Origin of the sequence: Actinokineospora spheciospongiae (assembly GCF_000564855.1) — a bacterium.
Taxonomy (GTDB): Bacteria; Actinomycetota; Actinomycetes; order Mycobacteriales; family Pseudonocardiaceae; genus Actinokineospora; species Actinokineospora spheciospongiae.
The window spans coordinates 1-14,180 of record NZ_AYXG01000112.1 but is presented as its reverse complement, the minus strand read 5'-3'; the positions used below and the strand labels follow the sequence as shown (position 1 = coordinate 14,180).

Genomic DNA, 14,180 nt, shown 5'->3' with positions numbered 1-14,180 from the left:
GGCGCACGCCGACGTGGTGCTCATCTCCGGGCACGACGGCGGCACCGGCGCCTCCCCGATGAACTCGCTCAAGCACGCGGGCACCCCGTGGGAGATCGGCCTGGCCGAGACCCAGCAGACGCTCGTGCTCAACGGCCTGCGCGACCGGATCACCGTGCAGGTCGACGGCGCGATGAAGACCGGCCGCGACGTGGTCGTGGCCGCGCTGCTCGGCGCCGAGGAGTACGGCTTCGCCACCGCGCCGCTGATCGTCGCCGGTTGCGTGATGATGCGGGTGTGCCACCTCGACACCTGCCCGGTGGGCGTGGCCACGCAGAACCCGTTGCTGCGGCAGCGGTTCACCGGCCAGGCCGAGCACATCGTCAACTACTTCCGGTTCGTGGCCCAGGAGGTGCGCGAACACCTGGCCGCGCTGGGCTTCCGCACCCTCGACGACGCCATCGGCCACGCCGAGCTGCTCGACACCGACGACGCGGTGACGCACTGGAAGGCCCAGGGCCTGGACCTGACCCCGGTGTTCGCGGTCCCGGAATCGCCCTACGGCACCGCCCGGCGGCGCGTCCGCGCCCAGGACCACGGCCTGGCCGAGGCACTGGACCGCACCATGGTCCAGCTCGCCGAGGCGGCGCTGGAGGACGCGCACCCGGTGCGGCTGGAACTGCCCGTCCGCAACGTCAACCGCACCGTCGGCACGCTGCTCGGCTCGGAGGTCACCCGCCGCTACGGCGGCGACGGGCTGCCGCCCGACACCATCCGGGTCACCCTCACCGGGTCGGCGGGCCAGTCGCTCGGCGCGTTCCTGCCCAAGGGCGTCACCATCGACATGGTCGGCGACGCCAACGACTACGTCGGCAAGGGCCTCTCCGGCGGGCGCATCGTGGTGCGCCCGCACCCGGAGGCCACCTTCGCCGCGGAGGAGCAGGTCATCGCGGGCAACGTCATCGCCTACGGCGCCACCGGCGGCGAGGTGTACCTGCGCGGCCTGGTGGGGGAGCGGTTCGGGGTCCGCAACTCCGGCGCGGTCGTCGTCGCCGAGGGGGTGGGCGACCACGCCTTCGAGTACATGACCGGCGGGCGCGCGGTGGTGCTCGGCCCGACCGGGCGCAACCTGGCCGCGGGCATGTCCGGCGGCATCGCCTACGTCCTCGACCTCGACCCCAAGCGGGTCAACCGGGACATGGTGGAGATCCAGCGCCCCACCGACGACGACCTCAAGTGGCTGCGCGAGACCGTGCAGGCCCACCACGACCTCACCGGCTCCCCGGTCGCGGCCTCGCTGCTGGGCGACTGGACCCGGCGCGCGGCGGCCTTCGCCAAGGTCATGCCGCGCGACTACCAGCGCGTGCTGGAGGCGATGCGGCTCGCCCGCGCCGAGGGCCGCGACGTCGACGCCGCGATCATGGAGGCTTCCCGTGGCTGAGTCGAACGGGTCCCGGTGGCACGGTCTCGAAATCGCGAGTGTCGAGCAGGCAGTGGTCGAGCAGGCAGTGGAGGTGTCCCGTGGCTGACCCCAATGGCTTCCTCAAGGTCGCCCGCGCCGACGCGGTCAAGCGGCCGGTCGACGAGCGGATCGGTGACTGGAACGAGGTCTACCGCGACCTCGACGCCGAGGTCCGCGACGGGCAGGTGCGCGAGCAGGCCACCCGGTGCATGGACTGCGGCATCCCGTTCTGCCACAGCGGGTCCGCGGGTTGCCCGCTGGGCAACCTGATCCCCGAGTGGAACGACCTGGTCCGCCGCGGCGACTGGTCGCTGGCCGCCGACCGGCTGCACGCCACCAACAACTTCCCCGAGTTCACCGGTCGGCTGTGCCCGGCGCCGTGCGAGGCCGCCTGCGTGCTGGCCATCTCCCCGGAGGCGGGCGGCGCGGTCACCATCAAGCGCGTCGAGAACACCATCGCCGACGTGTCCTGGGAGCGCGGCTACAACCAGGCGGTCAGCCCCGGGGTGTCGACCGGCAGGCGGGTCGCCGTGGTGGGGTCCGGCCCGGCCGGGCTCGCCGCCGCCCAGCAGCTCACCCGGGCCGGGCACGAGGTCACCGTGTTCGAGCGCGACGACCGCCTCGGCGGCCTGCTGCGCTACGGCATCCCCGAGTTCAAGATGGAGAAGAAGGTCCTCGACCGGCGGCTCGCGCAGCTACGGGCCGAGGGCACCCGGTTCGTCACCGGCTGCGAGGTCGGCGGCACCGGGCCCGGCTCGGTGTCGGTGGAGACCCTGCGCGCCGACTACGACGCGGTCGTGCTCGCCGTGGGCGCCCTGCGCGGTCGCGACGCCCCGGACGTGCCCGGCCGGGAGCTCAAGGGCGTGCACCTGGCGATGGAGCACCTGGTGCCCGCCAACCGCGAGTGCGAGGGCGACGGCCCCACCACGATCGACGCGCGGGGCAAGCACGTCATCGTCATCGGCGGCGGCGACACCGGCGCCGACTGCTACGGCACCGCCGTCCGCCAGGGCGCCGCCTCGGTCATCCAGCTCGACCAGTACCCCAAGCCCCCGGGGGCCCGCGACTCCGAGCGCTCCCCGTGGCCGGTCTGGCCGGTCATCCTGCGCACCTACCCGGCCCACGAGGAAGCGGGTGACCGCAAGTTCGCCGTCGCCGTCGAACGCTTCGTCGGCGACGCGGACGGCAACCTCACCTCGGTCCAGCTCCGCGAGGTGAAGGTCCGCCGCGACCCGGGAACCGGCCTGCGCGAGGTGGTCCCGGTCGGCGACGACGTCGAGGTCGTCCCGGCCGACCTGGTGCTGCTGGCCATCGGCTTCGAGGGCGTCGAGCACATGCCGCTGCTCGACGGACTGGGCCTGTCCCTCACCCCCCGGGGCACCCTGTCCTGCGGCCCGGACTGGCAGACGCGGAGCCCCGGCGTCTTCGTCTGCGGCGACGCCCACCGGGGCGCGTCCCTGCTGGTCTGGGCGATCGCCGAGGGCCGGTCGGTGGCGCACGCGGTGGACGTGTTCCTGATGGGCGCCTCGCAGTTGCCCTCGCCGGTGCACCCGACCGCGCTCCCGCTGGCGGTGCGGTAGTCGGAGGGCGGCGGGGCGGGCTCAGTGCCGGTCCCCGCCCCCACCCGGTGACGTGCGAAACTGCCCCCGATGAGCACGGAACTCACCACCCCGGAAACAGTGCCGCTGACCAAGCTCGGCTACGGGCACTACACGTCCATGCTGGTCGCCGCGGGCCGGGTGCGCGGCCTGGCCCGGCACCTGGAACGGCTCGACCGCGACTGCTGGGTGGTGTTCGGCCGGGGCCTGCCCGAGGACACCGTCCGCACCGCCGTCCGCGCCGCGCTGGAGGGTGTGGACGAGCCCTCCGCGGTCCGGGTGACGGTGGTCGCCCCCGACCTGGACCCGCGCGCCCCCGAGGCGCCGGTGGAGCCCAGGGTGATCGTCTCCGCGTCCCCGGTGCCCGCCGGGGCGGACGGGCCGCTGCGGGTGCGCACCGCCGGCTACCAGCGGGACCTGCCGCAGGTGAAGCACGTCGGCACGTTCGGCCTGTTCTACCAGCGCAGGCTGGCCAGGATGGCAGGGTTCGACGACGTGCTGTTCGTCAACCGCGACGGGCAGATCAGCGAGGGGTCCACCTGGAACGTCGGCTTCGTGACCGCCGGGGGCACCGTGGTGTGGCCGAGCGCCCCGGTGCTGCCGGGTGTCTCGATGGGCCTGGTCCAGAGTGGTCTCGCCCGCGCCGGTCGGTCATCGGAGGTGCGCCCGGTGCGCGCCGAGGAGCTGTCCGACTTCGCCGCGGCCTTCGCCACCAACTCCATCACCCCGGTCCGGCTCATCGGGACCGTCGACGAGGTCACCTACGACCCGGACCCCGACCTGGCCGCGGAACTGCTGCGCAGGCACGACCTCACCGCCGCGGAGCGGGTGTGAGCGAGCGGTTCACCGGGTTCGGCGAGTACGCGATCGACTTCTTCGACGGCCTGGTCGCGGACAACTCCAAGACCTACTGGGACGCGAACCGGTCCACCTACGACACCGACGTGCGCGCGCCCATGGTGGCCCTCATCGGCGAGCTGGAGAAGGAGTTCGCCGACGGCGGCACCCCCAAGGTGTTCCGCCCGTACCGCGACGTGCGCTTCGCCAAGGACAAGCGGCCGTACAAGGGCCACTGCGGCGCGGTGATCGAGCACGGCCGCGGCGCGGGCGCCTACTACGTCGAGGTCGGCCCGGCGGGCCTGTACGTCGGCGGCGGCTGCTACCACCTGCAATCCGACCAGTTGGCCCGCTTCCGCGCCGCGGTCACCGAGGACATCCACGGCGAGGTGCTGGTGGGCGTCCTGGCCGAATTGGAGCGCGCGGGCTGGTCCACCCGCGGCGACCGGCTCAAGACCAACCCGCGCGGCGTCGACCGGGACCACCCCCGCATCGACCTGCTGCGGCACCGCTCGCTGTTCGTCGCGAAGGTCTGGGAACCCGACGACGTGCTGCACGAGCCCGGCTGCCTGGACCGGGTCCGCACGGCCTGGCGCGAGCTGCGCCCGTTCAACGAGTGGGCCCGCGACCACGTCGGCGTCAGCGAGAAGCCCCGCCGCTGAGGCCCGGCACGACCGCCCCCCACCCCCGCGGGTAGCGGTTCGGGCAACTTCTGGTGTCCGGTCGGCGGTTACCTGCCAGTACTTCGGGATCGGTCAAGGGGACGGGGTTACCCTGTCTCGATGTGAGCCGACGAGCGAAGATCGTGTGCACCATGGGCCCAGCCACCGCGACCCCGGAGCGGGTGCGCGACCTGGTGGCAGCGGGCATGGACGTGGCCAGGATGAACTTCAGCCACGGCGCCCACAGCGACCACAAGCAGGTCTACGACCTGATTCGCCAGGCCAGCGACAGCTCCGGTCGCGCGGTGGGCATCCTGGCCGACCTGCAGGGCCCCAAGATCCGGCTGGGCACCTTCGCCGGTGGCCCGGTGGAGTGGCGCGACGGCGACGTCGTGCGCATCACCGTCGAGGACGTCGCGGGCACCCACGACCGGGTGTCGACCACCTACAAGGGACTGGCCAACGACGCCAAGCCGGGCGACCGGCTGCTGATCGACGACGGCAAGGTGGGCCTGGTGGTCACCGCCGTCGAGGGCCAGGACGTGGTCTGCGAGGTCACCGAGGGCGGCCCGGTCTCCAACAACAAGGGCCTGTCGCTGCCGGGCATGGACGTCTCGGTGCCCGCGCTGTCGGAGAAGGACATCGAGGACCTGGAGTTCGCCCTGCAACTGGGCGTCGACTTCATCGCCCTGTCATTCGTGCGCTCCCCGGCCGACATCGACCTGGTGCACCAGGTGATGGACCGGGTGGGCCCGCGCAGGCTGCCGGTCATCGCCAAGCTGGAGAAGCCCGAGGCCGTGGACAACCTGGAGGCCATCGTGCTGGCCTTCGACGGGGTCATGGTCGCCCGCGGCGACCTGGGCGTGGAACTGCCGCTGGAGCAGGTCCCGCTGGTGCAGAAGCGGGCCATCCAGATCGCTCGGGAGAACGCCAAGCCGGTCATCGTGGCCACCCAGATGCTCGACTCGATGATCAACAACTCTCGGCCCACCCGGGCCGAGGCCTCCGACGTCGCCAACGCCGTGCTCGACGGCGCCGACGCGCTGATGCTCTCCGGGGAGACCAGCGTCGGCCGCTACGCCATCGAGTCCGTGCAGACCATGGGCCGGATCATCGAGGCGGTCGAGACCGACATGCCGACGGTGCCGCCGCTGACCCACGTCCCGCGCACCAAGCGCGGCGTGCTGTCCTACGCCGCCCGCGACATCGGCGAGCGCCTCAACGCCAAGGCCCTGGTCGCCTTCACCCAGTCCGGCGACACCATCAAGCGGCTGGCCCGGCTGCACACGCACCTGCCGCTGCTGGCCTTCACCCCGGAGCCGGAGGTGCGCAGCCAGCTCGCGCTGACCTGGGGCACCGAGACCTTCCTGGTGCACGAGGTCGACTCCACCGACCGGATGGTCCGGCTGGTCGACCACTCGATGCTGTCCATCGGCCGCTACCAGCCGGGTGACCTGGTGGTCATCGTCGCGGGCTCCCCGCCCGGCACCATCGGCTCGACTAACCTCATCCGCGTTCACCGGTTGGGCGAAGAGGACCACGCGTAGCGGCCTCCGCCGGTTCCCGCAGGAGGTTCGGATGACCGAGGCAGCCAGGATCGCCGCCACCGCGGGCATCTCCGTCGAGGCGCCGCGCGCCGCCGACGGGGTGCCGCACGGGCAGCCGGTGCTGGACCGGCTGGTGGCACTGCTCGACCTGGAGAAGATCGAGGAGGACATCTTCCGCGGGGTCAGCCCCAAGCAGTCCTCGCTGCGCGTCTTCGGCGGCCAGGTGGCCGGGCAGGCGTTGGTGGCCGCGGGCCGCACGGTGCCGCCGGAGCGCGGGGTGCACTCGCTGCACGCCTACTTCATCCGCCCCGGCGACCCGAGCGTGCCGATCGTCTACGAGGTCGACCGCATCCGCGACGGCCGCTCGTTCACCACCCGGCGGGTGGTCGCGGTGCAGCACGGCAAGCCGATCTTCGCGCTGTCGGCGTCGTTCCAACTGGTGGAGGCGGGGGTCGAGCACGCGGAGGAGATGCCGGTCGTGCCCGCCCCGGAGGACCTGCCGACGCAGGGCGAGCTGGTGACCGAGGAGCTGAAGGCCAAGTTCGCCAACATCACCACCCGGCCCCGGCCCATCGACGTCCGCTACGTCACCGAACCCGCCTGGGTCTCCCGGGAGACCGGCCCCCGCGACGCCCGCAACCAGGTCTGGATGCGGGCCGACGGGAAGCTGCCCGACGACCCGCTTCTGCACGTCTGCGTCCTGGCCTACGCCTCGGACATGACCCTGCTGGACTCGATCCTGGCCCGGCACGGCGTCTACTGGGGCACCGACAACGTCCTCGGCGCCAGCCTGGACCACGCCATGTGGTTCCACCGCCCCTTCCGCGCCGACGAGTGGGTCCTCTACGACTGCGCCTCACCCAGCGCCTCCGGTGGCCGCGGCCTGGCCACCGGCCGCTTCTTCACCCAGGACGGCACCCTCGTCGCCACGGTCGTGCAGGAGGGCCTGCTCCGCATCCTCGACTAGCGGTTCCGGTGCTGCCGGGAAGTGGTGGGGCGGCGGGGGGCGTGGCACGGCCGGAAGTCGTGGGGCGGCGGGGCCGAACCCACGGGGAGGTTCGGCCCCGCCGCCTGACCGGCTGTCCCGTTCGCGGCGGGACACCGGCGCCGCCGGAGCGCGGGGGAGGGGTGGGGGTGGCCGCGCGCCCCGGGGTCTGGGGGGTGTGAGTGTGAGTGGTCGTCGGGTGGTCGGGTCGTCAGGTGATCAGGTGGCGGGCGTAGGCGGTGTGCACGACGTCCACGGGCTCCTCCTCCACCGCCAGCAGGCACAGGTGCGTGGTCAGGTAGGCGCGGCAGGGGGCGGGTGCCCGGGTGAACAGCCGGGTGCGGCAGGTGGGGCAGCGGCCGTCGACGTCCGGCTGGTGGTCGGCCAGCAGGGCGCGCAGGGCGGACACGAGCCGGGGCAGTTCCAGCCGGGCCAGGTCGGTCACGCCGCGGCCGGTCTCGGCGCGGCTGCTGATCTCCGCCAGGTAGCCCCGGAGGGAGGCCTCCAGGTGCCCGAACGTCGACTCCATCAGCGGCCGCCTCCCGGTTGGTGTGCCCCAGGGCTCAAGTGCTCGACGGGGCCGGCCGATGTCTTCGGATAACGGTGTTCGAGGGCCGGGGAAACCGTCGTGGATATGCAGCTTGCTGTCTGGAACAGGCATTTTGCAAGTTGCAACACACGATCGGGTGATAGGCGGGGTGGTCACAGTTGGCCACTAACATGCTCAAGCTCTGACGCGGTGGAAGTCGCCTTGTGCTTCTCCGCGATCAGCACTGACACTGGCCCAGGACCGCAGCCGCCGACGGGTGTTCGGCGGCGCGGGCAGAGAGAGGTGGACGAGGTGGTTCGAGGGCACAGCCCGACGGTCCGCCGCCGCAGGCTCGCCAGCGAGTTGCGCCGGTTCCGCGAGGCGGCCGAGCTGACCATCGACGAGGTCGGCGAGAAGCTCGAGTGCTCGGCGTCGAAGATCAGCCGCATCGAGACCGGCACGGTCGGGGTCACCCCGCGCGACGTGCGGGACATGCTCGAGCTGTACGGCATCGAGGAGGACCGGCGCGAGGCCCTGGTCCAACTGGCCAGGGAGGCCAGGCAGAAGGGCTGGTGGCACGCCTACAACGAGGTGTTCACCGGCTCGTTCGTCGGCCTGGAGGCGGAGGCGGCTTCCCTGCACACCCACCAGGCGCTGCTCGTCCCCGGGCTGCTGCAGACCGAGGACTACACCAGAGCCGTCATCCGGGCCGTCCGCCCGGGTGTCGAAACGGCCGAGATCGAGAGGCGGGTGCAGGGCAGGATGGCGCGTCAGCGCCTGCTGACCGAATCCCAGCCGCCCGAGTACTGGGCGGTCCTCGACGAGGCCGTGCTTCACCGCGTGACAGGTGGGCCCGAGGTCATGCACGCGCAGCTGACTCGGCTCGTCGAGGCGGCGGCCATGCCCAACGTGACGCTGCAGGTGGTCCCCTTCGGGGCCGGGGCGCACGCGGGCATGGAGGCTCCGTTCCTCATTCTGGGTTTCCCGGAACAGGCGGACCCCGACGTCGTCTACGTCGAGAACTCCATGTCTGGCGTCTATCTCGAAGAGGCGTCCGACGTCCACCGGTACACGTTGATCTTCGACCATTTGCGCGCGGCGGCGTTGGACCCCGAGAACACCGTCGACATGGTCTCGCGGATGGCCGATCGGCTCGTCCGTGGTTCGTGAATGACGAGAGGAGTGGGGCGTGACCGTTTCTGACCTGGCAGGCGCCGAATGGCGCAAGAGCAGCCACAGCGGTGGAGGTAATGACTGCGTGGAGCTCGCGGTCGGCAGAAGCGGCGCAGCGGTGCGGGACTCGAAGAACACCGAGTCCGGTCACCTGGCGTTCGCGGACATCGAGTGGGCCGAGTTCCTCGGTCTGGTGAAGGGCGGCGCGCTCAGGACCCGCTGAGGCGGGCTGCGCACCACCCGACCGGGGTGATCGACAGCACCCCGGTCCCGGCCTGATCCGATGGCGGGGCCACGGTCGCGGCCGTGGCCCCGTACCCCCGCAACCACCCCACGACGCCCTCCCCGGCGGCCGGCGCCCCGGCCCCGGGGACGGGACGTCCGTCGACGACCCCGGGCGTCAGCCCGGCGCCGGAACCGCCGCCCCGGATCGTTCCGCCCCCCGACCCGGGACGCCCACGGGGCGCCACCGGCGGGCGACCCCGGGGCCGGGAACCGCTTCCCGGCCCCCGAGGGCGTCAGCGGGGCAGGCGCTTGAGCGCGCGCAGGCCCACGGTGAGCCCGGCGGTCCAGGCCCGCGACGGGATGGCCCGACCCGGGCGCAGCGGGATGCCGCGCTGGGTGGCGATGGTCTGCGCCTCGGTGTACTTGAGCAGGCCCTCGACACCGTTGCGCCTGCCCACGCCGGACTCGCCCATGCCGCCCATCGGGGCGTCGACCGAGGCGAACGCGGCGCCGAAGCCGTCGTTGACGTTGACCGTGCCCGCGTGGATGCGCGCGGCCACCCGCTCACCTGCCGAGGTGTCACGGGTCCACACGCTGGCGTTGAGGCCGTAGCGGGTGTCGTTGGCCCGGACGACGGCCTCGTCGGTGTCGGTGTAGCCGTAGACGGCCACGACCGGGCCGAAGGTCTCCTCGCGGAACAGCAGCATGTCCTCGGTGACGTCGGTGAGGACGGTCGGCTCGTAGAACATCGGCCCCAGGTCCGGGCGGGCCTTGCCGCCCGCGAGCACGGTCGCGCCCTTGCCCACGGCGTCGTCGACGTGCTTGGAGATCGTCGCCAACTGCTCGGTGGACGTCAGCGAGCCCATGTCGACGTTGTAGCCCAGCTCGGTGCCCAGCCGCATGGCCCTGGTGCGGTTGACGAACGCCTGGGTGAACGACTCGCGGATGCTCTCGTGCACGTAGATGCGCTCCACGGACACGCACAGCTGCCCGGCGGAGGAGAAGCACGCGGTGGTCGCGCCCGCGGCGGCCTTGTCGATGTCGGCGTCGGGCAGCACGATCATCGGGTTCTTGCCGCCCAGCTCCATCGAGTAGCTGGTCAGCAGCGCCGCCGCGCGCGCGGCCAGGCCCTTGCCGGTGTCGGTCGAGCCGGTGAAGGCCAGGTAGTCGGCCTCCTCCAGCAGCGCGTTGCCGATCTTGGACCCGCGCCCGAGCACGATCTGCCACACGCCCTCGGGCAGACCGGCCTTCCCGGCCAGCTCCTGAATCCACAGCGCGGTCAGCGCGGTCTGGTTGTCCGGCTTCTGCACCAGCGCGTTCCCCGCGATCAGCGCCGGGATGGCGTCGAGGCCGGTCAGCGCCAGCGGGTAGTTCCACGGTGAGATCATCGACACCACGCCCTTGGGGTGGCGCACCTCGGTGGTCCTGGTCAGCACCGGCAGCGCCCCCGCCTTGCGCTTGGGCGCGAGCAGCTTCGCCGCCTTGCGGCCGTAGTAGGCCGCGGCCATGGCGGTCACGGCGATCTCGTCGTAGGCGTCGAGCCGGGACTTGCCGGTCTCCACCTGCATCAGGTCCAGCGCCTCGTCCTGGTTGGCCAGGATCAGGTCGTGCAGCCGCAGGAACACCTTCGCCCGCTCGGCCACCGGGGTGGCCGCCCACCGCGCCTGCGCCTCCCGCGCCCGCGCGAACGCCTGCCGCACGTCGGCGTCGCCGATCTGCGGCAGGCTGGTGATGGGTTCCCCGGTGAACGGCGCCACCATCTGCACCGTCGTCGGTTCGGCACCCGGCACCGCCCGCGCGGTCAGCTCGGCAGCCCTGGCCGAGGCCGGAGCCCCCCGGACGGCACCGATGGTGGTGGCTGGCGCGACGACGGACATGGAACGCTCCTCGGTTCGACGGAGCACCCATGTTACTTCGGAGTAGATAGCAGCGACAGGGTCAACTTACCCGGAGTCAGTTCCCGGTGTTCACCTCAGCCCGCCGCCGCCGACGAAATCCCGGCCCGGGCGGAGCTCAACGGCCCACGCGGGCTTCCCGCACGCGGTCCGCCCCCACCGCCAGCGCCACCCGGACCATGTCGTCCTCCCGCCGCACCGACACCGGCAACCCCGACGACATCGCCGCCCGCTCGAACCCCACCTCGGACGGCAGGCACCACGCGATCATCCGCCGGTGACCCGCGCCCCTGGCCACCGCACCGAGCCTGCCGATCATCGCCGAGCCCAGGCCGGTGCGCTGCCAGCCGTCCTCCACCAGCACCGAGATCTCCGCCTCGGCCGGGTCGTTGGTGCGGATGAGCTGCGCCATGCCGATCACCCGGGTGCCGCACAGCGCCAGCAGCGTCGTCCCGCGCGGCGGTTGCAGCAACCGGTGCAGCCAGCGGCGGGGGAGCGTGCGCAGGCCAGCGTGGTAGCGGGCGAACAGCGTCTGCGCCGAGCAGCGGGCGTGCAGGGCCGCGACCGCCTCGGCGTCCTCCGGCGTCCCCGTGCGCAGCACGACACCCGCACCGGTGCTGGTGATGACCGCCGAAGGCGACCCGGCGGCCACCTCGCCCGCGGTCAGCACCTCGCCGAGCGCGGCGGCCCTGGCCAGTTCCACCTCGGTGAACGGCGCCCAGCCGCGGCGCGCCACCAGCGTGGTCCCGTCACCGAGGCGCAGCACCGCGCGGTGCCCGCCCTCATCGGTGCCCTCGTCGGTGTCGGCGACGGTGACCGAGTCGGCGCCGAGCAGCGCGCGCACGGATTCCGGGGTGCTCGACGGGTCGCGCAGCGCGGCGCCCGCCGCGCGCAGCGCCGCCGTGGTGCGGTCCACCACCTGGTGCATGTCGGCCCGGGTGATCCCGACGCAGCGACCGCCCTCGGCCCGGATCTCGTCGATCAGCCGGGAGGGGGCGGTGCCCGGTGGGGTGCTCACCACGATCTCGTCGACGACGCCGCCGGGGACCGGCAGCACCGACAGGCCCAGGACGTTGCAGTCGCGGGCGGCGAGCCGGGTCGTCATCCGGGCCAGCGCGCCCGGTCGGTCGTCGAGCCGGACCCGCAGCCGCCACGTCGTGGGCGTGCCGGGACGGGTCGCTCCGGGGGAGGCGGTGGTGTCCATGCGCCCATGGTCGGCGGGCAACGTTGCCGAGTGGGGGCCCGTGTGTTTCGGGTCTGTGAGCATCCGCCGAGCGGTGCCCGCTCCCGCGTGCGCCGGTGGCCGAGCCGTGCGCGGTTTCCACCACCTGCCTGCCACGCCCGGCAGCATAATCGCGCCATGGGGAAGACCTACGAGCGCATCGACGGCAGGCTGCGCGACTTCATCGAGCGGCAGCCGCTGTTCTTCGTCGCCACCGCGCCGCTGAATGCCGAAGGCCACGTCAACGTCTCACCGAAGGGCCGCTCCGGTTCCCTGACGGTCCTCGACGACCGCACCGTCGCCTACCTCGACTTCGGCGGCAGCGGCGCCGAGACCATCGCCCACCTGCGGGAGAACGGCCGGATCACGGTCATGTGGTGCGCGTTCGAGGGGCCGCCCACCATCGTGCGGGTGCACGGAACCGGCCACCCCGTCTTCCGCGACGACCCCCGCTGGCCCGACCTCATCGCCCGCTTCCCCGACGGCGCGGCCCCCGCCATCCGCGCGATCATCGTCGTCGCCGCCGACCGCATCAGCGACACCTGCGGCTACGCCGTCCCGTTCCTCGACTACCGCGAGGAGCGCACGCTGCACGCGGAGTACTTCGGTCGCAAGACCGACGAGGAGTTCGGCGCCTACTGCGCGGGCAAGCCGCACGTCCCGACCAGCCTCGACGGCCTGCCCGCCCTGCCGGTCCCGCTGCCCCCGCGCCCCGCCTAGGCGGCTCCGGGCCTGCTCACAGGTTCGTCAAAGATTCAACAGGCATCGTCGTCGTCAGGACCACGGAGAGGACGACGACGAGATGGACGAGACCAGGCGCGGGCGGGCCGCGTGGCGCGACCGCGCGGCCAACCGGGTGGCGGCGGTCACCGCGGGGGTGGCCGTCGGGGCCGCGGCACTGGCCGGGGTGCTCGGGTTGGCCCTGACCGGCACGGCCAACGCCGACAGCTCCACCACCGACAGCTCCACCACCGACAGCAGCACCACCGATTCGGGCAGCACCACCGACAGCACCACCGACGACGGGTTGTCGTCGTCGGACAGCGGGGTTTCCCAGGGCACGGGCAGCCCGCACGCCGGGTCCGGTGGGTCGTGACCGCGCGCGCCGAGTTCCCGGTGTGGGGCACGACCGCCGTGCTGGTGGTCACCGACCCCACCCGGCTGCGCACCGCCACCGCGCTGCTGCGCGCCCACCTCGCCGAGGTCGACCTGGCGTGCAGCCGGTTCCGGTCGGACTCCGAGGTCTCCCGGCTGCACACCACCCCCGGTCGCGCCGTGGCGGTCAGCCCGCTGCTGGCCGAGGCGCTCGGCGTCGCGCTGCGGGCGGCCCGGCTGACCGGCGGTCTGGTCGACCCGACCGTCGGCACGGCGCTGCGCGCGCACGGCTACGACCGCGACTTCGCCGCCGTCGCCGCCGACGACCCGCGGCCGATCGGGGTCCGCCGCGTCCCCGGCTGGCACCGCCTGCACCTCGACGAGGGGCGCCGCGAGGTGCTGCTGCCCCGCGGGGTGCACCTCGACCTGGGCGCCACCGCCAAGGCCCTCGCCGCCGACCGCGCCGCCGCGGCCGTCGCGGCCCGGACCGGGTGCGGGGTGCTGGTCGCCCTCGGCGGCGACCTCGCCACCGCGGGCCGCGCCCCGGTCGGCGGCTGGCAGGTCGCCGTGGGCGACGACCACCGCACCGCCGCGCGCGCCCCCCGGTCGCGGATCGCCCTCGGCGGTGGGGCGGTGGCCACCTCCAGCACCACCCGGCGCGCCTGGCGGCGGGCCGGGAGGCCGGTGCACCACGTGATCGACCCGCGCACCGGTCGCAGCGCCGACGTGGTGTGGCGCACCGCCTCGGTGGTCGCCCAGTCCTGCGTGGACGCCAACACCGCCGCCACCGCCGCGATCGTGCTCGGCGCCGACGCCCCCGCCTGGCTGGCCGACCGCGGCCTGCCCGCCCTGCTCGTGGCCGGTGACGGCACGGCGCTGCCCGTCGGCGGCTGGCCCGCCGCCGAGCCGGTGGTGGCCTGATGGGCGCGCGATCTTCCCGGTGCGCCCGCGACGGGGCGGTGGCGTGGTGG

Annotated in this window: 14 protein-coding genes; 11 read left to right on the top strand and 3 right to left on the bottom strand. The window is 73.3% G+C overall.

The features are described from left to right. The 6 genes from UO65_RS16200 to tesB form a co-directional block, all read left to right on the top strand. The coding region (locus tag UO65_RS16200) for a GltB/FmdC/FwdC-like GXGXG domain-containing protein (RefSeq protein ID WP_035283370.1) at positions 1-1,420 on the top strand (1,420 nt) is incomplete at its 5' end. Positions 1,421-1,500: 80 nt separating this feature from the next. Continuing rightward, positions 1,501-3,021: a glutamate synthase subunit beta gene (locus UO65_RS16195; protein WP_035283365.1), complete on the top strand. Its 1,521-nt coding sequence runs from the start codon at positions 1,501-1,503 to the stop codon at positions 3,019-3,021. Positions 3,022-3,090: 69 nt separating this feature from the next. Continuing rightward, entirely contained in the window at positions 3,091-3,873 is a 783-nt protein-coding gene (locus tag UO65_RS16190) for an aminotransferase class IV (protein ID WP_052021240.1), read from the top strand. Further along, on the top strand, positions 3,870-4,538 hold the full coding sequence (locus UO65_RS16185; protein WP_035283364.1) for a DUF2461 domain-containing protein: 669 nt from the start codon (positions 3,870-3,872) through the stop codon (positions 4,536-4,538). Before UO65_RS16190 ends, UO65_RS16185 begins: the two co-directional genes overlap by 4 nt. 122 nt (positions 4,539-4,660) lie before the next feature. After that, on the top strand, positions 4,661-6,085 hold the full coding sequence (gene pyk, locus UO65_RS16180; RefSeq protein WP_035283362.1) for a pyruvate kinase: 1,425 nt from the start codon (positions 4,661-4,663) through the stop codon (positions 6,083-6,085). 31 nt (positions 6,086-6,116) lie between these two features. Next, entirely contained in the window at positions 6,117-7,052 is a 936-nt protein-coding gene (gene tesB, locus UO65_RS16175; protein ID WP_035283360.1) for an acyl-CoA thioesterase II, read from the top strand. 229 nt (positions 7,053-7,281) lie between these two features. On the opposite strand, the gene UO65_RS37430 is transcribed toward tesB, so the two are convergent. After that, complete coding sequence (locus UO65_RS37430; RefSeq protein ID WP_063935954.1) at positions 7,282-7,599, bottom strand: hypothetical protein; 318 nt, start codon at positions 7,597-7,599, stop codon at positions 7,282-7,284. 312 nt (positions 7,600-7,911) lie between these two features. Here UO65_RS37430 and UO65_RS16165 point away from each other — a divergent pair, with 312 nt between their 5' ends. Then, positions 7,912-8,769, top strand: a complete 858-nt coding sequence (locus UO65_RS16165) for a helix-turn-helix domain-containing protein (protein WP_035283367.1) — start codon at positions 7,912-7,914, stop codon at positions 8,767-8,769. 19 nt (positions 8,770-8,788) lie between these two features. Then, positions 8,789-8,995 (top strand): DUF397 domain-containing protein, encoded by a 207-nt coding sequence (locus UO65_RS16160; protein WP_052021239.1) that lies wholly within the window; start codon positions 8,789-8,791, stop codon positions 8,993-8,995. Positions 8,996-9,290: 295 nt separating this feature from the next. Here UO65_RS16160 and UO65_RS16155 read toward each other — a convergent pair whose 3' ends face one another. Together UO65_RS16155 and UO65_RS16150 are read right to left on the bottom strand one after the other, a co-directional pair. Then, entirely contained in the window at positions 9,291-10,874 is a 1,584-nt protein-coding gene (locus tag UO65_RS16155; protein WP_035283358.1) for a succinic semialdehyde dehydrogenase, read from the bottom strand. 136 nt (positions 10,875-11,010) lie between these two features. Continuing rightward, entirely contained in the window at positions 11,011-12,096 is a 1,086-nt protein-coding gene (locus UO65_RS16150; RefSeq protein ID WP_035283357.1) for a GNAT family N-acetyltransferase, read from the bottom strand. Between the two features lie 156 nt (positions 12,097-12,252). On the opposite strand from UO65_RS16150, the gene UO65_RS16145 reads away from it, so the two are divergent. The 3 genes from UO65_RS16145 to UO65_RS16135 all read left to right on the top strand — a co-directional run bounded on the left by UO65_RS16145 (position 12,253) and on the right by UO65_RS16135 (position 14,130). After that, the gene (locus tag UO65_RS16145; RefSeq protein WP_035283355.1) at positions 12,253-12,834 is read left to right on the top strand and encodes a pyridoxamine 5'-phosphate oxidase family protein; all 582 of its coding nucleotides are present in this window, start codon (positions 12,253-12,255) and stop codon (positions 12,832-12,834) included. A gap of 82 nt (positions 12,835-12,916) precedes the next feature. Continuing rightward, positions 12,917-13,210 (top strand): hypothetical protein, encoded by a 294-nt coding sequence (locus UO65_RS16140; protein WP_035283353.1) that lies wholly within the window; start codon positions 12,917-12,919, stop codon positions 13,208-13,210. Beyond that, complete coding sequence (locus UO65_RS16135; RefSeq protein ID WP_035283351.1) at positions 13,207-14,130, top strand: FAD:protein FMN transferase; 924 nt, start codon at positions 13,207-13,209, stop codon at positions 14,128-14,130. The genes UO65_RS16140 and UO65_RS16135 overlap by 4 nt, the downstream gene beginning before the upstream one ends. Positions 14,131-14,180: the final 50 nt, after the last annotated feature.